This window comes from Shewanella sp. GD04112, assembly GCF_029835735.1.
Lineage (GTDB): Bacteria > Pseudomonadota > Gammaproteobacteria > Enterobacterales > Shewanellaceae > Shewanella.
On record NZ_JAOEAL010000001.1, the window covers coordinates 941,490 to 961,706 of the forward strand.

Consider the following 20,217-nt stretch of genomic DNA (forward strand, 5'->3'; position numbering starts at 1 on the left):
CTTAGGCGTCGCTATCACCCAGTGACAACAGGGTCGCGTTACCACCGATAGCGGTGATGTTATTAGTGCGAGTCTTTTCAGTCACGAAGCGAGTTAAGTAGTGTGGACCACCCGCTTTTGGACCTGTGCCCGACAGACCTTGGCCGCCGAAAGGCTGTACGCCAACGACTGCGCCGATTTGGTTGCGGTTGATGTACACGTTACCTACGTTCACTTTATCCGCCACTTCGAGGGCATGACCTTCGTTACGGCTGTGGATACCTAAAGTTAAGCCAAAACCTGTGCTGTTGATTTCATCGATCACATGGGCAAGTTCAGATGCCTTGTAACGGATCACGTGCAGGATTGGACCAAAGTGTTCTTTTTCAAGCACTTTGATTGAATCAATTTCAACGGCGGTTGGTGACACAAAGTGACCATTCTCGGTACCCGCTGGCAGAGACATTTGCTTGATTAACTTACCCACTTGCTTGATGTGGTCGATATGGGCGTCAAGGTTCGCCTTCGCAGTCGCATCGATAACTGGGCCTACGTCAGTTTTCACTGAACTTGGATTGCCAATCACTAACTCATCCATCGCACCTTGGAGTACATCGATAACGCGGTCTGCAATATCTTCCTGTAGGAAGAGTACACGTAAAGCTGAGCAGCGTTGACCCGCACTGGTGAAGGATGAAGACACTACATCGTTAACCACTTGTTCTGGCTGAGAAGTAGAGTCAACCACCATAGCGTTTTGACCACCAGTTTCGGCGATTAATGGAATGATTGCGCCTTCACGGTTTGCCAGAGTGCGGTTGATGAGTTTGGCTGTGCCAGTTGAACCGGTAAAGCATACGCCGCCGATGCGCTCATCAGCCGTCAGTGCGTTACCTACGGTAGCGCCAGTGCCGGGTAGATATTGCAGCACGTCCGTTGGAATACCCGCTTGGTGTGCTAACTGCACTGCGCGGTAACCAATGATAGAGGTTTGCTCTGCAGGTTTAGCCACAACAGTGTTACCTGCTGCTAGGGCTGCCGATACTTGGCCTAAGAAGATAGCCAATGGGAAGTTCCATGGGCTGATACACACGAACACACCGCGACCTTGGAGGAAGAGTTCGTTTAATTCACCCGTTGGGCCAGGGAGCAGCTCAGGTTTTGACATCAGCTTCTTAGCTTGCACCGCGTAATAGCGGCAGAAGTCTACGGCTTCACGCACTTCGTCGATACCGTCTTGAATGCTCTTGCCCGCTTCACGGGTACACAGAGCAATCAGTTCTTCGCGGTTTTCTTCTAATAGATCCGCCAGCTTTTGCAGGGCAGAGGCGCGCACTTCAACTGGAGTACGAGTCCAAGTTGCAAAGGCCGCATCGGCAGAGGCGACAGCTTGTTCGATAGCCGCTTTGTCAGCAAAGGCCACTTGACCCACAGTTTGAGTGGTATCGAATGGGCTCACCACGGTTTTGTGCTCGCCAGTTAAGGTTTGACCATTAACCAGAGGGCCCGCTTGCCACTGCGTCGATTTGAATTTGTCTAAGGCCGCGAAGAATGGCTCTGCTTCTGAAATGATGTTCATATTGAGTCCCTTGGAATTTTTGCGATCGCTACCGAAGATGTCGGTAGGTAAAACGATTTTGTTGTTAGCCAGGGTTTTGTAGCCTGTCAGGGTTTTCAGTGGGTGAACCACTAAAGACTCGATAGGGGTTTTCGGGTCGACCAGCTTGTGTACGAACGAGGTGTTCGCACCGTTTTCCAGTAGGCGACGCACTAAGTAGGGCAGTAGATCTTTATGGGCACCGATAGGGGCGTAGATACGTACCGCTTTCGCGCCAGCTTCCGACAGAATAGTGTCGTACAGCTCTTGTCCCATACCGTGTAGGCGTTGGAATTCGTGGTTACGATCGCCAGCCATATCAGAAATCGCCGCCACGGTTTGCGCGTTGTGGCTGGCAAATTGTGGGTAAATCGCGCCGCGGGTGGCGTCAGATAACAGGTAACGCGCACAGGCTAAGTAAGATACGTCGGTACCTGCTTTGCGGGTGTAGAGTGGGTATGCGGCTTCACCAGCTTGTTGTGCCCATTTCAGCTCGCTGTCCCAGTAGGCGCCTTTCACTAAGCGAACCGGAATTTCATCGCCTTGCTCTTTCGCTAGGCGGGTTAACCATACCAGTACTGGCAGGGCGCGCTTAGAGTAAGCTTGCACCACGATACCGAGTAAGCCCCAACCCTTAGTGGCGTCAGAATTAAACAGTTTTTGGAACAGTTTGAGTGAAAGCTCGAGGCGGTCAACTTCTTCAGCGTCGATAGAAATACCGATATTTAAGCCACGGGCTAACTTAATTAAGCGAATAACTGTGTCATACAGCTCGGTCAGTACACGGTCTTCGTTAGCGACTTCGTAACGTGGGTGCAGTGCCGACAGCTTGATAGAAATCGTTGGGCGTGGTGATTCGTTTTCGTTATAGCTTTGCGCGCCTAACTCGGTAATCGCATTGGCATAATCGTTAAAGTATTTTTCGGCATCTTTACGCGTCAGCGCGGCTTCACCCAGCATATCGTAGGAATGGGTGTAACCTAATTTACGCTTGTCTTCGCTGTTCTTGAGCGCTTCTTTCATGGTGCGGCCGAGAACGAACTGCTTACCCATGATCTTCATCGCCGCCATCATGGCTTGGCGGATCACAGGCTCACCTAAACGATTCACTAAACGGCTTAACAGGTTGCTTGGCGTACCATCGATTTTTTTATCGAGTTTGACGATTTTGCCAGTGAGCATTAGGCCCCAAGTGGAGGCGTTAACCAGTACCGAATCGCTCTTGCTTAAGTGTTCATCCCATTTCGCGCCTGAGAGTTTATCTTCAATCAAGGCGTCGGCGGTGGCCGCATCGGGAATACGCAGCAGGGCTTCGGCTAAACACATCAGGATAATCCCTTCCTGTGTTTCTAAGCTGTATTGCTGCAAGAAGGCGTCGATGCCAACCATTAAACCTTTCTTATCGAATTGACGAACTTTGTTGACCAGTTCGTGGGCACGACGAGTGACGCGCTCGATGGCTTCATCACTGGAGGGCACTAGTTTGATTAGCTCTGACAAGTATTGTTCTTCATCGACAATGTAGTTGTCGGTGACGGCTTTGAACAGTTCGTCGAGATTGGCAGAATCGTAGCGGCCTGCCAGCACTTCACTCGCTTTGAACATAGTAATCGCTTCCATCTTGGCCAGTTGTTTTCGGCTCTATTGTTGAAACAAAAATGGGGGGCGCGAAACGCATTTGATATTTTGTATACAATATGAAGCTTTGCGCGCGCAGATTATACAACCAAAATGTGACGGACAACACTATAGCGTGAAAGAATGTGAAGATTGTTTGATTAGCTTGTTACGCGCCAGATGTAACGCTCAATTGACAAAAAAGCCAGTGTTTGAAAACACTGGCTTTTGATTTTACTTTCAGCAGATTCGCGTAAAAATTTACATCCAACGCTTTTTATTGCGGCGCTGCGGTCTTGGCAGATACACCAAAATCACTCCCACCACTAAACCGGCTGCGGCTATCAAACCACCTTCACGCCATAGGGCAAATTGTGCTTCCTGAGCGCTGCGATCCACGGCCACTTTTAAACTGTCACGCTCTTGAGTGGTTTTGTTAAGCATAGCTTCGGCTTCGGTCAGCTTGGCTTTAAGTTCGGCCACTTCATCGGCATGGTTATCGGTTGAGCTCATCACTTCGTCCAGTTTAGCTTTGGCTTCAGCCAGTTCACTGGTGAGTGACGATACTTGCTCGCGAAAACTGGTGGTAGAACTAATCATGTTAGTTGGTACCCAACCTTCGCGTCCCTTGTGGTCGACAATTTTGGAGTAATCGCCTTGGGTTTCGCCCAATAAGGTAATAGGTTGTCCCGCTTCAATCGAGCCTAAGATACGATAGTCTGTACTCGGACCATTGAGAATATAAAGAAACACGTTGTCCGAGATATAACGGGGTTGGCCTTCGGCCAGCAGGTTGGGGGAGAGTAACATCATTCCCACCAGAGTCAGCATTCTTAACACTTTTGTATTCTCATCAACGAAATAGTGACCACATGCTAGGGATTTGAGGCCTGCAATGCAAGAGGGAAGTCATAGACTTCCCTCAACTTTGCCGCATCCATGCTAGCGATTCCTGTGTGTTTGTGCGTTTCTACGGCAAGCTTGCCATAGTCACCTTGGGCTTCTTAGTTAAAGATACCTTTAATCATAAAGAAGAAGATGATCGACAGACCTGCACCCGCAGGTAAGGTTACCACCCAAGACACAACGATATTACGCACTACACCGATATTGATTGCAGCAATACCACGAGCCATACCCACACCTAATACCGCACCGACTAAGGTTTGTGTAGTAGAGATAGGTAAACCAGTACCAGAAGCAATAACTACGGTTGATGCTGCGGCTAATTCGGCAGCAAAACCACGACTTGGCGTTAAGTGAGTGATGTTTTTACCAATGGTTTGCATCACGCGCTTACCGAAGATTGCCAGACCCATCACGATACCAACGGCACCTAAAGGCAGGATCCACCAAACCAACGCAGACTTAGAGGCAATTTGACCACCACTGTTTACCACAGAGACAACCGCGGCTAATGGGCCAATCGCGTTAGCTACGTCGTTTGAACCGTGGGCAAACGCCATACAACAGGCGGTGAGCACCATCAGGATAGCAAACACTTTTTCAACGTTAGCGTACATGGTTTTGTGGGTGGCTTTCTCATCCATTTTTAAACGAGAAATTACCACTTTACCCACGATACCCACGATCAGTGCAATCACACCGGCTAACAAGTATGCTTCGGCACCTTTTAAGTGAATACCAACGTGTGATAGACCCTTAAGGATGGTGACTAACGACATGATAAAGCCCGCAAATGCCATGTAGAAAGGCACATAGCGTTTCGCGTTAGCGAGTGGGTTATCTGTGTTGAAAATCAGTTTTTGCGTGCTTTGGAACAGAATGAAAGCCATAAAGCCAGAGATTGCAGGGGTGATGACCCAAGAGCCAACGATACCACCTACTTTTTCCCAAGCGACTGAATCAGTGCCAACACCCACAGCCGCGAAACCGATAATCGCGCCCACGATTGAGTGAGTGGTCGATACTGGCCAGCCTAAGGCTGATGCGACAACTAACCAAATCCCTGCGGCTAACAGCGAGCCAATCATGCCGTATACCAGCAATTCAGGGGTTTGGGTAAAGTAGCTTGAATCAATAATACCGTTACGGATCGTACTGGTTACTTCGCCGCCGGCTAAGTAAGCACCAGCAAATTCGAAGATCATTGCGATAATAATCGCTTGTTTAATAGTAATAGCGTTGGAACCCACAGAGGTTCCCATTGCATTGGCCACGTCGTTCGCACCAATACCCCACGCCATTAGAAAACCAAACGCGGCCGCAATGGCAATAAGCCACGGCCCATTAGTGGCTAAGACGTTAGCCACCTCCATACCTGCATCAACCATATTGATACCTTGATAACCTTATTTATTAAACGCGAGCCAGCATAAGCTCAAGACGCGAACCGACTCGTTCGGCAAGATCTGCAAGACCGCCGACCCATTCAATCGTTTTATAGAGGAACATCACATCGACAGGATTCAATTCTGATTCCAATGCAAATAGTTGACGACGTAGTTGAATTTGCAGATCGTCAGTATCTTCTTCGATGATATCGAGTTCGTTGATCATTTTAGCCACTAAGTCGACTTCACGACCGCGGAAACCTGCTTCGAGCAAATCTTCGAGTTCGTTAATGACTTGTTTTGCAAGACCTACTGCGTCGATACAACGTTGTAGATACGCAATAAAGGGCACTTGCATGACCTGAGGGATTAATAATTGACGGCCGATAACACGACCAGAGATATCTTTTGCTTTGTTAGCGATTTTGTCTTGTTGAGTCAGTAGTTCCAATAGATCTGTACGCTCAACTGGCATAAACAAACCGCTTGGCAGAGTGAGGCGAATTTCACGCTTGAGTGAGTCACCTTGCTTTTCCGCTAAACTGATTTGCTTGCGTAGTTGAACTGCGCCATCCCAGTTACCTGTGATGGTGGCTTCGAAAAAGGGGACCAGTAACGATGCGCAATCGTAGACTTTGTCCATGTGCTCTTGAAGAGGCTTGATTGGCGATTTTGCAAACACGCCCAAAATAGAGTTTACTGGCATTGCCGTTTACCTATTTAGATTGTTCCATGATTGGAAAAAGCGGGCGCATGTTACCCTATGCGTCCGCGTATTGAAACTGTGTTTTTTGAGAAAAAATCACAGCTTTATTCTAACGGGTTATATACCAACTTCAAAACCAAATCCTACGGGATTTTTATGACACATTTGTGACATTATGAACTAAAAGTGACGCATCAATGAATCTTTGATGACAAAATGAGCGGTGCCGCAATGAATGCAGAGATAGAATTAAAACTGTTTTTCCTCCCTAAGCTTCAAGAATCCTTGATAAATAAGTTAGATAGCCTGCCAAACGCCACTCCGCAGGGAAAGCGCCGCTTAAGCAACGGTTACTTTGATACACCCGGATTACAATTACGCCAATGGGACATGGGGTTAAGGGTGCGTGGGTTTGATGGTCACAAAGAGCAAACCATTAAGACGGCGGGGCAAGTGGTGGGCGGGATCCATTCTCGTCCCGAATATAACGTCACCATTGAAGCCGATAGCCCAAATTTAAGCCTCTTTCCCGCCAATATCTGGCCCGCCAATGCCGATTTAGCCTCAGTGCAAGCGGCGCTGGGCTGCGTATTTCATACTGATTTTTATCGCTGCGCTTGGCATGTGAGTCTCGGAGATAGCCTTATCGAGGTAGCCTTGGACACGGGGGATATTACCGCCAATGGTCAGCATGAAGCCCTCTGCGAACTCGAATTTGAGCTATTGTCGGGGGATGCCAGTGCCTTATTAACCTTGGCGACGCAAGTGGCCGATAGCGTTCCTGTTCGTTTAGGTAAAGCCAGTAAGGCGCAGCGCGGCTATCGACTCGCGGGGCAATCTAAACCGTTAACCTTAAGTGCACTGGAGTTTTTACCACTGCCCGTGCCTGAGGATCTCAATCTTCATCAGCCCCATCAACAGGATTTAACGGCTACCTGCCAAGTATTACTGGAAACTGCGCTCGAACGTTGGCAGTTGCTCGAAGCCATGATTGCCGAAGAACAAGATAACGAAGCCGTCATTGCCCTGTGGTGGCGGATGCGCGCCTGTATCCGTTTATTACGGATGACGCTGAGCCAGTTTAGCCTCGCTAACACTACTTTGATGCAGCACTTTACTCTGATTGAATCCCAGCTGGTGTTTATTGAGGAGGCACAGGCCCTAGCGGCCTTGCTGGGCAGTCAAAAAGGCTTATTCACTCGGCACGATGCCCGTCAAGCCTTGATGCAACAACTACAGCTGCAATTTGAGGCCATGGATATCTCTGGGCGGTTAGACTCACTCTGGCAAAGTGTTGAATACGGTCAATTGCAGTTAGCGATTGTCGAGATCCTATTGGCGCTCAGCGCGGGTAAAATAGAGCTGCCCGCAGAGCTTGGATTATCCCAGCATGCTGATCATGCGCAGGAAGCCTCATGGCAGGCGGTTTTGGCTGCGATGCCAAGCGATAAGACCATGACAGCCGAGGATTATTTGCAGTGCGCGGCGTTACTCGATGAGAGTATTCAAGTCGGGCAAGCCTATGGGCTTTTGTATGAGGCAAAATCCCGCGATGCCTTCAGGGCACCTTGGCAGGATTTAGTGTTAGGGATTAGAACCTTGGCCTGTTATCAGCAATTAACGCAGGCGGGGCAAACCCTTGGCATCGACTTAAGCGACTGGCTTGAGGCTAAGCAGCAAAGCTTACTCTTTGCGATGGAGGCGTCGAGACAAAACGCGATGACGCAAACGACCTATTGGTAAACAGCCGATTGGTCGTCACCACATTGAATAAAGTTTAGGAAGGCCATGCCTTCCTAATTCTTTTGGGCTTCTAATGCTTGTTTTAACTCGGCAATTTTGGCCAGCATCTGTGCCTGATTCTGCTCCATCTGCCGCTGGTTTTCTTCCATTCTGGCAAGCGCCATTTCGAGTTCGCTTTTAATCTCTGCCTTATGGGCGTCTTGACGTTCTTGGCGCTCGCTTTCATCGGGGGCGACAAATACCGAGGCCATATAACCCGAAATCACCCCGAAAAAGCTCACGCCACTGACTATCACTATACCGCCCACAATATGCCCTGCGGTGCTGACGGGATAAAAATCGCCATAACCCACGGTCGAAATCGTCACTAAGGCCCACCAAATGGCCTGCTCAGCGGTTTGGATATTGGCACCTTCGGTACCACTTTCGACAATCAGAATGATGATAGAAGCGAAGGTTAAAATGGTCACCATAGCGACTAGTAAACTGGCGAGGGTGGCTTGTTTACGCTGCTTTATCAAGGGAATAAGGTAGGAGCGACTCATGCGGATTAAACGAATTACCCGCAAAATTTGGAATACCCTCGCGATGCGCAGCGCCTCGATGGCGGGAATACTGGCGATAAAATCGATCCAATGGTGGCGCAGATAAAAAACTTTATCGCGTGCGCGAAACAGGCCAACGAAAAAGTTAACCATAAAAATCATGCAAATCGTGGTATCGATAAAAAACAGTAATCGGTAGGTTTCTTTGTCGAGGCGGCCAAAGGTCATCACTAACACTATGATGACCGAGAGCAGCGACAACAGCATCATGGCGAATTCGAAGGGAGATGGATTACCCAAAGAGCGGAGCGACCAAGGGGTTTTATCTGTCATGCCTAACATGATCCCTGTGTTTTAAGGCGAATGTCTAAGGTAAAAGAGTTTACGCTATGAGTAAATTAACTTTGTGATAAATCGCCCGACTTAGGTTTGTCGGGCGCTTAAATGCTTAGGGCGTAACAGCGATTAATCTTCGGCAACAAAGCGTACTAGGTCTTCGAGCACGCGGCGTTTAATCTCAAGCTGAGAATCGGCGCTAAGACCGTATTTCTCCGCGAGTTGTACATAATCTTCGGCGTTGAGTGAGACGGTTAAGCGGGGACGCGTCGGACGTTTTGAAACACTTAAGCCCAAAATGGTACGGATCTGATCGGAAGGGCTGACACCCGCATCGAGCGCGGCTTTACGAATAGAATATTGAAACTTTTCATCGAGATCGAAGGCCACTTGCGTCGCTTTTGCGGCTTGCTGGTTCTTTTGCCATTGCTCTGGGAGAGGATGTTTCGTTTTACTCATTAGGCGTTACCTGTTGCTATCAACCGTACATTTCGAGCGAATTTAATTGGGATTGTAATGGCTTAAGCGATAAAGTGCGAGTCGCGCACTTTATCGTATGCTAAAGCTTACTGACCGGGCCAGTAGTCGCGAATGTCCGACAAGGGGCGGTATAAGGTCAGTACCACATCGGTATCGCCACCCTCATACACTTCGACTTCTACCGCACGGCTTTCGTCATCATCGAGCAGTAAATAATATTCGAAGGGCTCGCCAGTTGCACCATCGGCATCCTGCGGCGGTTTTAGGCCGCGGTAGTCTTCGCGGTGAAAATAGCCAAACAGCGCAAAGGTCACTTGATGGTATTGCTTACCCAGCCATTGTTCGAGCTGCTCGGCTAACTGTGGCGATAGCTCTTGGGTGGTGAGTTCGGCGTGGCCAGGTTCATCGAACAGGGTACTGAATTGCTCTAAATCGAATAACTGTTCCACCTGCGCGCGGGTAATTTTCATAGAGAAGGCGAGGTAAGTTTCATCGTCTTCTTCAATACTCAAAAATAGCGTCTCGCTACCATGACCTTTAAGTACCCACTCGGTTTGCTGATTGCGTTCAAACTCATAGGTATTCACCGCTTCGACTTTCAGTTGTTGACCGCGCAATTGTGGCGGCAGAGCAAAACTATTGTCGATGGAGATCATATCGCCGATCTTGAGCGCAGAGGGATGATTGAGTTCACGCGCTGGTGGCGCCTTTTTACCAAAAATACTGTTGAAAAATCCCATATTCGCTCCTAAACAGTGCGCAGAATGCCAAAGCTCACGCTATGGGTGATTGGACATATTCGCGTGTCTAAAACAAAAAAGCCGAGCACAATAGGGGGTGATGGTCCCATCGGTGCTCGGCGTTTGGTCAATCATGAATTAGCTTTTACGTGCCTTGATACGTTCGAGCACGGCGTTGGCATTCGATTTTTGCTCACCTATGCCAGCTTCGGCTAATTTGGCCTGCAATGATTTATCGCTGCCTTCTTCGGCTAAGGTTTCAGCGGCTTTCAATCTGTCGTCAAACTGTTGTTGACGCGCCTTGATACGCTCTAATGAATCTTTAGCATTCAGCAGCTTAGAGTTGCTTGAGGCAAAAGAGTCGGTAATGGTCGCCGTCGCCTTTTGTACGCTTTCAGTGGTTTTAACCATGCTTAACTGACGTTGATAATCAGACAGTTGACGCTCGGTCTTCTTCACTAAATCTTTCAGGCGCAGTGCGTGAGCGCTAAAGCTATCATTGGCGCTTTGTTGCTCAGCCAGCTCTTGCTCTAATTGAGCAATTTTTTCTGCCACTTCAATGGCTAAGGCTTCGTTGCCTTTATCTAAAGCTTGCGTTGCATAGCCTTCGTGTTCGGCAATTGAGCGCTTTAAGCGGTCAACTTCACGGCTGGCTTGCATTTCTTTCGCCATCACATCGGTCAGTTCGCGCTTAGCGTTGGTTAAGTGTTTCTCGGCATCACGGATTTCTTGTTCGAAAATTCGAGTCGAGTTTGCGTCTACGATGCTTTGGCCAACTTCGGTGGCACCACCGCGAAACGCTGTTAAAATTTTGTTCAGAATGCCCATGATTGTGGCTCCTTATTTCAGATAGTCGACCATTTCATCGATAACTTCTAAGCAGTTATCGGATAAGACTGCTAACTCTTGCTCTATTTCGAGCATGCTAGATTGCAGAGACAGTGCGCCGTAAACCACGTATTTGTCATCGATTTTGGCAAAGGCTGACAATGGCATTGGAATGTTTAATTCGAGCATGGTTTCAAACATTTCGCTGCGACGTTCTTGGTTTACTTCGTTCTCGCCCCACAGGTAGCTGATGCAGAGAATTTGGTTGTCCGTCACCGATACGAATACCGGGATTTCTTCACGGCCGACCACATTCACTTGCAACACTTCGACTTCACCATCAATTGGATAACAATCGAATTGGAAGCCGGTCTGGCTGTTATTGCCAAGGCTGTTGAGGTGATTAGCAAGAGTATGGATATTCATATTTGTCCTTATTGACATATTATGTCTGTGTTCAAAGATAGCACCGAGACATAATATGTCAAGCACTATCTTTATCCGTTAAAAAAGATCCAGTCCTTGGGTTTCGGACCATGCCTGTTGATGATAATGGTACAACTGTAACGAACCGAGTTCGTTAGGCTTAATACTGGCGGCGTCCTGATAAAAATTGGCAGGAAATTCAAAGGCACCTTTGACTAAACCTAAGGTTAACCAGTCATCCGCTATCGGTAGTGTGGTCAGCTCGCCAAGGCGATGCTGGGCATCCTTTCCAGATAGGGTGGCAATACTCCAGCCCCATTCTCCAAAGCTTGGGACGTTATGGTGATACTGTTTTACGTCAAACCCCGCTAAGGCCAAGGTTTTGGCTACCGAGATAAAGGCCTTTTGCGCGTGATAGGGTGAGGTTGACTGTACAGTCAGAGCGCCATCATTGCTCATTAGTTCCTTGAGCTTGCGATAGAAATAATCCGAATAGAGCTTATTTAAATCGGGATGGCTAGGATCGGGCAAGTCCACAATAATGGCGTCGTATTTATCTCCTGCGGCAATCAATTTATCGACTCCATTAAAGGCATCGTCGTTAATCACCTTAACGCGAGGATCGTTAAAGGCATTGCCATTAAGGGCTAACAGGGCTTGGCTTAGGCGCTTAGGCATATCCGTATCGGGCGTTTTAAAGAGTTGCACCAATGCAGCATCAAGATCGAGCAAGGTCACTTGCTCAGGCTCCCAACGCAGCACTTGCTTTAGGCCCAGTCCATCACCACCACCAATGATTAATATTTTGTTGTGGCGAGCGCTGGCCGCAAGCGTTGGGTGAACTAAAAACGCATGGTAGATATGTTCATCGATACTCGAAAACTGTAATCGGCCATTGATATACAAGGAATATATGGGAGAGAGGCCATTGCCACGTAAGCGCTCGGTAAAGGTGAGTTGTTGAAAACGCGTGGCCTTGGCGTAAACCACTTTGTCTTTATAGAGCAGATTGTTGAACTGTTGCTCCCAACTCGGCCCCTGAATGGCGAGCAATAATAATACACCCGTGACCACAAAATGCCCCGCGAGCAATAATTTTGCTCTTTGGATTTTGGGCCAAAAACGCCAGATAAACACAAAGCCCGCGAGCAAGTTAAAGCTGGCGGTCAGCGCGGCGGCGAGTTGAATATCGATGGCCAGCATAAAGCCGACCCAAATGGCCGCGCCAATGCCTGCACCAATATAGTCGGCGCCATAAATGGTACCGGCATTATGCAGTAAGTGTTCATCTGACAGGGATTGTCTCACCCTCGCGATCAGTGGAATTTCCATTCCGATCATCAAGCCGAGCAAAACGCCCCAGACATAGGGCAGATGTTCGCTTAGCTTCTGCAGCGAGCCAATCATGCCACCTTCGGGCAGTTGATCTGGTGGTAAGCCTAAGGTGGAGGCGATAAGCATTGGCAGCTGTTGACCAAAACCTATTACGGCAGCGGTAATTAAAATCGCCAGCGAGCCACAGAGCGCGACCGTGAGTTCGAGCACTACAAAGCCGGTAAAGGCATCTTTAATTTTGCGAGCGGCAAAGGCGCCAAGACCCATGGAGACGATCATCAGGCCGATCATAGTGTAAATGGCGGCTTCTAACGCGCCTAAGATCCGGCCTGCGTAGTGGGACAACAGGTATTCGTAGATCAGGCCGCACCCAGCGAGTACGGCCATAATGCCCAATAGTAGGACATCATCGAACCAGCTTAGGCAACTCGTTTTTACCGCTTGAGTCGCCGAGCCAGTTATTTGGGATTCGTGCATTGGATTACGCCATTAGGGCCGTGAGAATAAGTGCGATAGCAATACTGATGGCCATTTCCACGGCAGCGATACCAATGTTGTGCTGTCTCTCTACCTCATCCGCTAAATCGATTCGTGCCAGCACTAGCTTTTTGATCACAAACAGCAGCAGTGTCAGTACCACCAACATGATGATAGAGAACACTAACCAGCCGATGATGTTAGTCACATAGGCGGTTGGGTTGAACAGGATAAAATGACTCGCGGCATTAAAGCTTAGCGCCATGGCGATCATAAAGCCTGCGTGGCGAATGGCTAACGCAGTGTGGCCTTGGGCGAGAGCTTGCTGCATGGAAGAGTCTTGATTACGACTCGCGAAGCGTTTTTCGCGTAGGCGGGTGAGTAGCACTAGCATCAACTGAGAAATCGCAAAGGCGCTGAAGATAGCAATAAAGGTGTCGAGTGTTAAATCCTCGGCCCATAGCAGTACGGCGCGAATAATGATCGCGGTAGCGATGGCGGCGCTCGCATCCACAATGGCGACTGATACGTTGCCTTTAAGGATTTGCTGATTTTTATCTAACTCATTTAGCGCGATTTTGTCGTGTAAAAAACGTCCGAGTTTAATCAGCACTAAACCAAATAACCCGTAGGCGCTCATGCCGATAGCTTCGGTTAAATAAGAGGGTGCAGCTGCGCCAGTAATAGCACCGGTCAGCACTATGCCGAGCGCGGCAACGGCGCCGGCGGTGCTGATCCCAAAGGCAAAGTTATCGCGTTCAGCCAGCTCTTTACTGCTGTTGACTCTAACGCTCCAACCCTGCAAATAACGCATTAATGTCAATAAGATAACCGCAATCGAGAGGTCAATTGCCAGTATGGTGACTAGCTCTGGTGTGATACCGAAATCCTGAAATAATGTCATGGGAGATCCTTTAGTTTACTTGCCTCGGCGCACACTGCGGGTCGTGCGGTTGCTGGAATTACGGAAACTGCTGTCTTTAGAATAATTTGAGCGGAATTTGCTGCCCGACTGTGCGCTCGACTTATTCGCTGTGGTATTGGTTTTAGGCGCGCTGCTGCTCTCACGGGAGAGAGCTGTGGCACCCGTGCGCGATTTTGAATAGGGGCTGTCGAAGCGTTTCCCTTGAGAATCGAAACGTTTTTTGGTCTGCTCGAAGGTTTTTTCCTGCGCCTGTGCTTGTTTTGGCGAGGTATAGCGATAGCGACCTACGTCGTTGTAATAGCTGTAGCCACGGTTACCCGACCAACGGTCGTAATAAATGGGGCGGTGGAAGATATTCGAAAACATCGAATACATGCCGTACCAAGCCCAGAAGGACATGCCGCTCGAGTCAGTCTGCCAGCTGCCGTAGGCAGGGTTACCCACCAATTGGCTACCAGGGCCAAAATCTTCGGCATTATTGGCAAGGGCCGCCGCTTCACGGCTGATGGCATTAACGCGTGCAAGCTTGCCATCCGACATATCGGCAATCACGTTGACGGGATCGGAAAGCATGTCGTTATACAGGCTGGGATCGGCCGCTTGATAGAGATTCTCAACCTCGGCGAGTTGTTGGTCGAGATCGGTAAAGTTAGCCGAGTTTTTGGCATCGTCTAAGCGGCGCTTCAGCGACGTATACATTGGCCCTTCGGCGGTTGAATCCTTGGCTAATTCATCCAAGAGTGGCGCGAAATCGGGCTTTTGCTGTTTGAGCAAACTGCTATATTGCTTGAGCAGATTGGCGTTACGTACCTGACCGTCCTCGAGCATGGTATTGAGTGTCGAGAGGCGCTGCTGAGTGAGTTGTTGATACTTCTCAATTTTCTCTGGCCTGTCATCGCCACAACCCGTAAGCGATAAGGTTGCGGCCAAAATGAGTATCGACGTGAGAACCCGCATTAGCATTCCTGCCATGTTTTCTCCAAAAGTGCTGAAATAAAACTCAAATATGGGCGGACAATAATAATCTACTTGCCCAATATGTTTGCCTCACAGGTTATAGTACCCTAAACAGCCAAGAAAGAGGGGGGCCACTTTCTGTTGGGCTGAGCTTGCATTTGCCATGGAGGGAAATTTGCCTTGAGGCATGGCAATGGCATCAAACCTGATGTGGCTTCATTCTATATCATTTATGACATAATATGTCGACGTTTAAATTTGTTAGGGATTATTATGGCCGTACAAAAAGACAGTAATAAGTCATTGTCTCCCCTCGTTACTCAAGCCGCAGAGCGGCATTGGGCACGCCTCGCCGAAGTATGGTCAGAAGGACTGGCAAATTTAACGCCTGCGCAGCAGCAGGAACTGAAAAACGTTTTAGGATTAAGCGATTATATCGCAGCGCAGTTAACTCGGTCACCCGAGTGGATTAACACTTTATTCGCGGGCGATCTGCAGCAAGTGGAACGGCAGACCTTTGATGCCCAGTTACACGAACAGTTAAATAGTGCGACGACTGAAGACCTCGCAAAACGTCAATTACGCCGATTCCGTAACTATCAAATGGTGCGTTTAGCCTGGCGAGATTTTTTAGATTACGCCAGCTTAGAAGAATCACTGTTAGACCTCTCGGCACTCGCCGAAGCGTTAGTTATTGGGGCAAGGGATTGGCTCTATAAAGAAATGTGTGCCCAATATGGCACGCCTATGGATAAGGCAGGCAACCCGCAGCCTTTGCTTATTTTGGGCATGGGCAAGCTCGGTGGGCGTGAGCTGAACTTTTCCTCCGATATCGACCTTATCTTTACCTTCCCTGAACATGGCGAAACCGTGGGTGGGCGCCGAAGTCTCGATAATCAACAGTTTTTCATCCGTATGGGGCAGCGGCTAGTTAATTTACTCGACCAAATTACCGTCGATGGGTTTGTGTTCCGCGTCGACATGCGCCTGCGTCCCTACGGCGAGAGTGGTCCATTGGTGGTGAGTTTTAGTGGCCTTGAGGATTATTACCAAGAGCAAGGGCGGGATTGGGAACGCTATGCCATGGTCAAAGCCCGTTCGCTCGGACCTTGGAACCATTTTTCCGACGAATTACACAGCTTACTGCGCCCCTTTGTTTATCGCCGTTATATCGACTTCTCGGCGATTGAATCCCTGCGCAAAATGAAACAACTCATTGCCCAAGAAGTGCGTCGCCGCCAGTTAACCGACAATATTAAACTCGGTGCGGGCGGGATACGTGAGGTGGAGTTCGTGGTGCAAAGCTTCCAGCTGATCCGCGGCGGTCGTGAACCCGCCCTGCGCCAACAGAGCCTATTTGGGGCCATGGACACCCTTTACAGCCTAGGGCAATTCGAATACTTGGCGGTCGATGAGCTAAAACACAGCTACTTATTACTGCGTCGAGTCGAGAACCTGTTACAGGCGATTGATGATAAGCAAACCCAGACTCTACCAAATAATCCCCTCGATTGGGCAAGACTTTGCGCAGTGCTGGATATGACCAACGAAACCGATCTTCGCACCCATATCGAGGCGGCGATGGCGAAAATTCATCGTCATTTTAAAGCCACAGTGGGCGGCGAAGAAGGCGAGGAGAAAGCCGAGCATTGGACTGCGCAGCTGTGGAATGTGCAGCAGGACGATCACGCGATCAATCTCCTCGCCGAGCAGCAGATTGACGACGATAAACTCTGGCCGCTGCTCAGCAGTTGGCGCGACACCGTGACTAAACGCTCGATTGGTCCCCGTGGCCGTGAGACCCTCGATAAATTAATGCCAAGGTTACTCGAGGAGTTACTCAATCAGCCGAGCCCTTCAGCGGCCTTTGAGCCGGTCTCAAAGGTGTTAGAGCAAATTCTGACGCGCACGACCTATCTTGAGTTGCTGTGCGAAAACCCCGGCGCACGGCAACAGCTTGTGAGCCTGTGCTGCGCCAGTCCTTGGATTGCGGCGCAGCTTGCTAAATTCCCGATGTTGCTCGATGAGCTTATCGACCCAGCGCATCTGTACGACACAACCTCGCTCGATGATTATCCGAGTGAGCTGCGCCAGTATCTGCTGCGAGTACCTGAAGATGATATGGAGCAGCAAATGGAGGCGCTGCGCCAGTTTAAGTTGTCACAACAGCTGAAAATTGCCGCCGCCGATGTGACTGGCGTTTTACCTGTGATGCAGGTGAGCGATCACTTAACCTTCTTGGCCGAAGCCATTATCGAGCAAGTGGTGATGCAGGCATGGCAACAAGTGGCGGTGCGCCATGGTGTGCCCAGTTATCTTGAGGAAGGCAACGACACCGGCTTTGCGGTCATAGGCTATGGCAAGTTAGGCGGTATCGAACTGGGTTACGGTTCGGATCTGGATTTAGTTTTCCTCTACGAAGCGCCCGAAAATATGGCCAACAGTCTTACCAATGGCGATAGACCGATAGAAGTGGGCCATTTTTATTTGAAACTGGCTCAACGTATTCTGCACTTATTCTCGACCCGAACCACCTCGGGTGAGTTATATGAAGTGGATATGCGCCTGCGTCCGTCTGGCGCATCGGGCTTAATGGTGAGTGAGATTGCGCGCTTTGGTGAGTATCAAGCGCAGGAGGCTTGGACGTGGGAGCATCAAGCCTTAGTGCGTTCACGTTTTGTGTTTGGCGATAATAGTTTAGCGGCTAAATTTAGCCAGATCCGCGCCTCCGTGCTTGAGCAACCAAGGGACAAGGACGAGCTGAAAAAGGCCGTGCGTGAGATGCGCCAAAAGATGCGCGACCATTTACTCAAGGTCAGCGATGGTGAATTCGATCTGAAACAGAGCCCCGGCGGGATCACGGATATTGAGTTTATCGCCCAATATTTAGTGCTTGCCCATGCACATGAATATCCCGAGTTGTCGATTTGGTCTGATAACGTGCGTATTTTTGGTGTGCTGGCCGAGCTTGAGCTTTTGCCGCTCATGAGTGCGCAGCACTTAACCCAGAGTTATTGCTGGCTACGGGATGAAAATCATCGTCTCACCCTGCAACAAAAAGCCGGTAAGTTGGCCTTTGATGATGTGGCGGCCCACGCGGAGCGAGTGGTTGTGATTTATCAGGCAATCCTTGAGTAAATCAACGTGAGCCTTGCAGTTAGTCTAAGCTTGTTAGAGAGCCATTAGCGGAGTGTACTATGCAACTACCTCCCATTCCTGAGAATGAGTTACAACGTTTAGCCACCCTAAGGGCGCTGAATGTACTCGATACCGATGCCGAGGAGAGATTCGACAGGATCACTCGGCTAACGCGGCGGATCTTTGCCCTGCCGATTTGCGTGGTGACCCTAGTCGACGCGAATCGTCAGTGGTTTAAGTCTCGCCAAGGGTTAGAGGTGACTGAAACTCCAAGGGATATTTCCTTTTGCGCCCATGCTATTAACCATGATGGCGTGTTTATCGTTAACGATGCCCTCAAGGATCCCCGTTTTTTCGATAACCCCTTAGTTACCGAGCCTCCGCATATCCGGTTTTATGCGGGTTATCCTCTTACCATTCAAGGGGAATATCGGGTCGGGACGCTGTGTTTAATCGGCAATGAGCCGCGGGAGTTTAGCGACGATGACATTGAAACCTTAACGGATCTGGGGCAAATGGTTGAGGCCGAGCTGCTGTTTATCGCGCAAAATACCTTAGATCCGCTCACCATGATCTCTAATCGGCGTGGGTTCGAACTGCTGGCCTATCAATCTCTTGCCAGTTGTCGACGTACTAACGCAAAAGCGGCGTTAGTGTTTTTTGATCTCGACTTTTTTAAAGAAGTGAACGACAGCTTTGGTCATCGTAAGGGCGACCAAGTGCTCTATGATTTTGCCCATATTTTAATGGCAGCGTTTAGAGAGTCTGATGTGATAGCCAGATTGGGCGGGGATGAGTTTGTGGTGCTGCTCAGTTTTGTGCAGCCTGATACCGTCGGTTATGCCATCGAGCGTTTTAAGTTATTGCTTGAGCAATATAATCAGCAACGTCCGCAGCAACGCCCGTTAGAAACCAGTATCGGTGTTGCCCATTGGTCGCCAGAATCCGATATGAACCTTGAGGATTTACTCGATACCGCCGACCGGGCTATGTATGAAAACAAAGCCTTGCACCACTTAGATAAGCCCTAGTGGATTGGGCGTTGGGTCAGTGAACAGCAGATTGAAAAGCTAAAAAGGGAGACTGTCGTCTCCCTTTTTTATGGGCGAAGTTTAAGCGGTAATTTGTAGCACCCAGTGCTGATACAGGGGCAAACCGATTAGCACGTTTACCGGGAAGGTAATCCCCAGCGATGCCAGCATCGCCAAACCGATATTAGCCTCGGGAATCGCGGCGCGGATAGCGGCAGGCGCTGCAATATAGGAGGCGCTGGCACTTAAGGCGGCAAGAATTAAGATACTGCCTTCGGGCAATTCCAACCATAAACCGACTCCGATACCACACCATGCCAAGATAAACGGCGTTACGGCGGCAAATACTAACAGGCGCCATTGTTGCAGTGGCAGCGGTAAACAGACTTTCGCCGTGACTAAGCCCATCTCCAGTAAAAACAGTGCCAGTAGGGTTTTAAAGCCGCCGAGCAGCACAGGTGTGAGAGGAGCTAGTCCCGTCGGCCCATAGAGCCAACCTATCACGACACCACCTACCAGTAGCACGACACCACGGCTGGTTAGCGCCTCGTGCAACACACTGGATTTGTGGGCCGTTGGCGCAGCATCTTGCCCCGCCTGTTTTGAGCTTAAGTATCTGTGCAGCCAGAGCATGACCACAATCGCGGGCAGTTCGAGTAGCACTAGGTATAGGGTAGTTTCGGGTCTTAATGTCATCCCTGATTTTTCCACCATGGCGAGAACCACTGCAAAGGTGCCCGCGCTCACCGATCCATAATGGGCGGCGATACTAATGGCATCGGTTCGACCGAGTTGCACTAAGCGCGTCAGTACAGGGTAAAGCACTAAGGGGATCAGTAAGCCTAAGGCGACAACGGCAACCAATTCGGTGATCACTAGGTTTTGGGTATGGCCGTGTAGCGCCATACCGCCCTTAAGCCCTAAGGTCAGCATTAACAAAATCGAGAGGGTTTCGTAGATGGCGGGGGGGACCTTAAGATCGGATTTAACCAAACCGGCGAGTAAACCTAAGGCGAAAAACGCAATGACAATATCTGGCATAAGTATCTCATTAATAAAGACA

Annotated in this window: 16 protein-coding genes; 3 read left to right on the plus strand and 13 right to left on the minus strand. The window is 49.4% G+C overall.

Annotated features, from left to right (window positions below):
• Position 1: 1 nt before the first annotated feature.
• The 4 genes from putA to N7386_RS04210 form a co-directional block, all read right to left on the minus strand.
• On the minus strand, positions 2-3,196 hold the full coding sequence (putA, locus tag N7386_RS04195) for a bifunctional proline dehydrogenase/L-glutamate gamma-semialdehyde dehydrogenase PutA (protein WP_181382201.1): 3,195 nt from the start codon (positions 3,194-3,196) through the stop codon (positions 2-4).
• A gap of 258 nt (positions 3,197-3,454) precedes the next feature.
• Positions 3,455-4,003, minus strand: a complete 549-nt coding sequence (locus N7386_RS04200; protein ID WP_011715967.1) for a TIGR04211 family SH3 domain-containing protein — start codon at positions 4,001-4,003, stop codon at positions 3,455-3,457.
• A 194-nt stretch (positions 4,004-4,197) separates the two neighbouring features.
• Positions 4,198-5,487, minus strand: coding sequence for an inorganic phosphate transporter (locus N7386_RS04205; protein ID WP_011715968.1), 1,290 nt, complete (start codon positions 5,485-5,487; stop codon positions 4,198-4,200).
• 25 nt (positions 5,488-5,512) lie between these two features.
• Positions 5,513-6,193: a TIGR00153 family protein gene (locus N7386_RS04210; protein WP_011623862.1), complete on the minus strand. Its 681-nt coding sequence runs from the start codon at positions 6,191-6,193 to the stop codon at positions 5,513-5,515.
• Between the two features lie 231 nt (positions 6,194-6,424).
• On the opposite strand from N7386_RS04210, the gene N7386_RS04215 reads away from it, so the two are divergent.
• The gene (locus N7386_RS04215; protein WP_279767145.1) at positions 6,425-7,936 is read left to right on the plus strand and encodes a CYTH and CHAD domain-containing protein; all 1,512 of its coding nucleotides are present in this window, start codon (positions 6,425-6,427) and stop codon (positions 7,934-7,936) included.
• Positions 7,937-7,989: 53 nt separating this feature from the next.
• Here N7386_RS04215 and N7386_RS04220 read toward each other — a convergent pair whose 3' ends face one another.
• The 8 genes from N7386_RS04220 to N7386_RS04255 form a co-directional block, all read right to left on the minus strand.
• Positions 7,990-8,814 (minus strand): ion transporter, encoded by an 825-nt coding sequence (locus N7386_RS04220; RefSeq protein ID WP_011715970.1) that lies wholly within the window; start codon positions 8,812-8,814, stop codon positions 7,990-7,992.
• Positions 8,815-8,946: 132 nt separating this feature from the next.
• A complete protein-coding gene (locus N7386_RS04225) occupies positions 8,947-9,276 on the minus strand; it encodes a hypothetical protein (protein WP_011715971.1) in 330 nt (109 codons plus the stop codon).
• Between the two features lie 107 nt (positions 9,277-9,383).
• On the minus strand, positions 9,384-10,037 hold the full coding sequence (locus N7386_RS04230; protein WP_279767146.1) for a hypothetical protein: 654 nt from the start codon (positions 10,035-10,037) through the stop codon (positions 9,384-9,386).
• Positions 10,038-10,175: 138 nt separating this feature from the next.
• Entirely contained in the window at positions 10,176-10,865 is a 690-nt protein-coding gene (locus N7386_RS04235) for a PspA/IM30 family protein (protein ID WP_279767147.1), read from the minus strand.
• A gap of 12 nt (positions 10,866-10,877) precedes the next feature.
• Positions 10,878-11,291 (minus strand): DUF2170 family protein, encoded by a 414-nt coding sequence (locus tag N7386_RS04240; RefSeq protein ID WP_007645549.1) that lies wholly within the window; start codon positions 11,289-11,291, stop codon positions 10,878-10,880.
• A 78-nt stretch (positions 11,292-11,369) separates the two neighbouring features.
• Complete coding sequence (locus tag N7386_RS04245) at positions 11,370-13,103, minus strand: polyamine aminopropyltransferase (protein WP_279767148.1); 1,734 nt, start codon at positions 13,101-13,103, stop codon at positions 11,370-11,372.
• Positions 13,104-13,107: 4 nt separating this feature from the next.
• On the minus strand, positions 13,108-14,007 hold the full coding sequence (locus N7386_RS04250; protein WP_279767149.1) for a DUF350 domain-containing protein: 900 nt from the start codon (positions 14,005-14,007) through the stop codon (positions 13,108-13,110).
• A 15-nt stretch (positions 14,008-14,022) separates the two neighbouring features.
• Positions 14,023-15,000 carry a hypothetical protein gene (locus N7386_RS04255; protein WP_011623853.1) on the minus strand — a complete coding sequence of 326 codons (978 nt, stop codon included), beginning with the start codon at positions 14,998-15,000 and terminating at the stop codon, positions 14,023-14,025.
• A 258-nt stretch (positions 15,001-15,258) separates the two neighbouring features.
• Between N7386_RS04255 and glnE the strand changes: the two genes are divergently transcribed.
• Together glnE and N7386_RS04265 are read left to right on the plus strand one after the other, a co-directional pair.
• Complete coding sequence (glnE, locus tag N7386_RS04260) at positions 15,259-18,123, plus strand: bifunctional [glutamate--ammonia ligase]-adenylyl-L-tyrosine phosphorylase/[glutamate--ammonia-ligase] adenylyltransferase (RefSeq protein ID WP_279767150.1); 2,865 nt, start codon at positions 15,259-15,261, stop codon at positions 18,121-18,123.
• 59 nt (positions 18,124-18,182) lie between these two features.
• Positions 18,183-19,154: a sensor domain-containing diguanylate cyclase gene (locus N7386_RS04265; RefSeq protein WP_126512462.1), complete on the plus strand. Its 972-nt coding sequence runs from the start codon at positions 18,183-18,185 to the stop codon at positions 19,152-19,154.
• A gap of 81 nt (positions 19,155-19,235) precedes the next feature.
• Here N7386_RS04265 and N7386_RS04270 read toward each other — a convergent pair whose 3' ends face one another.
• Positions 19,236-20,195 carry a sodium-dependent bicarbonate transport family permease gene (locus N7386_RS04270; protein WP_279767151.1) on the minus strand — a complete coding sequence of 320 codons (960 nt, stop codon included), beginning with the start codon at positions 20,193-20,195 and terminating at the stop codon, positions 19,236-19,238.
• Positions 20,196-20,217 lie beyond the last annotated feature (22 nt).

Bases quoted from the DNA above. Each gene is read 5' to 3' on its own strand.
- putA (WP_181382201.1), bottom strand. From the start codon at position 3,196: ATGGAAGCGATTACTATGTTCAAAGCGAGTGAAGTGCTGGCAGGCCGC.
- N7386_RS04200 (WP_011715967.1), bottom strand. From the start codon at position 4,003: ATGTTACTCTCCCCCAACCTGCTGGCCGAAGGCCAACCCCGTTATATC.
- N7386_RS04205 (WP_011715968.1), bottom strand. From the start codon at position 5,487: ATGGTTGATGCAGGTATGGAGGTGGCTAACGTCTTAGCCACTAATGGG.
- N7386_RS04210 (WP_011623862.1), bottom strand. From the start codon at position 6,193: ATGCCAGTAAACTCTATTTTGGGCGTGTTTGCAAAATCGCCAATCAAG.
- N7386_RS04215 (WP_279767145.1), top strand. From the start codon at position 6,425: ATGAATGCAGAGATAGAATTAAAACTGTTTTTCCTCCCTAAGCTTCAA.
- N7386_RS04220 (WP_011715970.1), bottom strand. From the start codon at position 8,814: ATGACAGATAAAACCCCTTGGTCGCTCCGCTCTTTGGGTAATCCATCT.
- N7386_RS04225 (WP_011715971.1), bottom strand. From the start codon at position 9,276: ATGAGTAAAACGAAACATCCTCTCCCAGAGCAATGGCAAAAGAACCAG.
- N7386_RS04230 (WP_279767146.1), bottom strand. From the start codon at position 10,037: ATGGGATTTTTCAACAGTATTTTTGGTAAAAAGGCGCCACCAGCGCGT.
- N7386_RS04235 (WP_279767147.1), bottom strand. From the start codon at position 10,865: ATGGGCATTCTGAACAAAATTTTAACAGCGTTTCGCGGTGGTGCCACC.
- N7386_RS04240 (WP_007645549.1), bottom strand. From the start codon at position 11,291: ATGAATATCCATACTCTTGCTAATCACCTCAACAGCCTTGGCAATAAC.
- N7386_RS04245 (WP_279767148.1), bottom strand. From the start codon at position 13,103: ATGCACGAATCCCAAATAACTGGCTCGGCGACTCAAGCGGTAAAAACG.
- N7386_RS04250 (WP_279767149.1), bottom strand. From the start codon at position 14,007: ATGACATTATTTCAGGATTTCGGTATCACACCAGAGCTAGTCACCATA.
- N7386_RS04255 (WP_011623853.1), bottom strand. From the start codon at position 15,000: ATGGCAGGAATGCTAATGCGGGTTCTCACGTCGATACTCATTTTGGCC.
- glnE (WP_279767150.1), top strand. From the start codon at position 15,259: ATGGCCGTACAAAAAGACAGTAATAAGTCATTGTCTCCCCTCGTTACT.
- N7386_RS04265 (WP_126512462.1), top strand. From the start codon at position 18,183: ATGCAACTACCTCCCATTCCTGAGAATGAGTTACAACGTTTAGCCACC.
- N7386_RS04270 (WP_279767151.1), bottom strand. From the start codon at position 20,195: ATGCCAGATATTGTCATTGCGTTTTTCGCCTTAGGTTTACTCGCCGGT.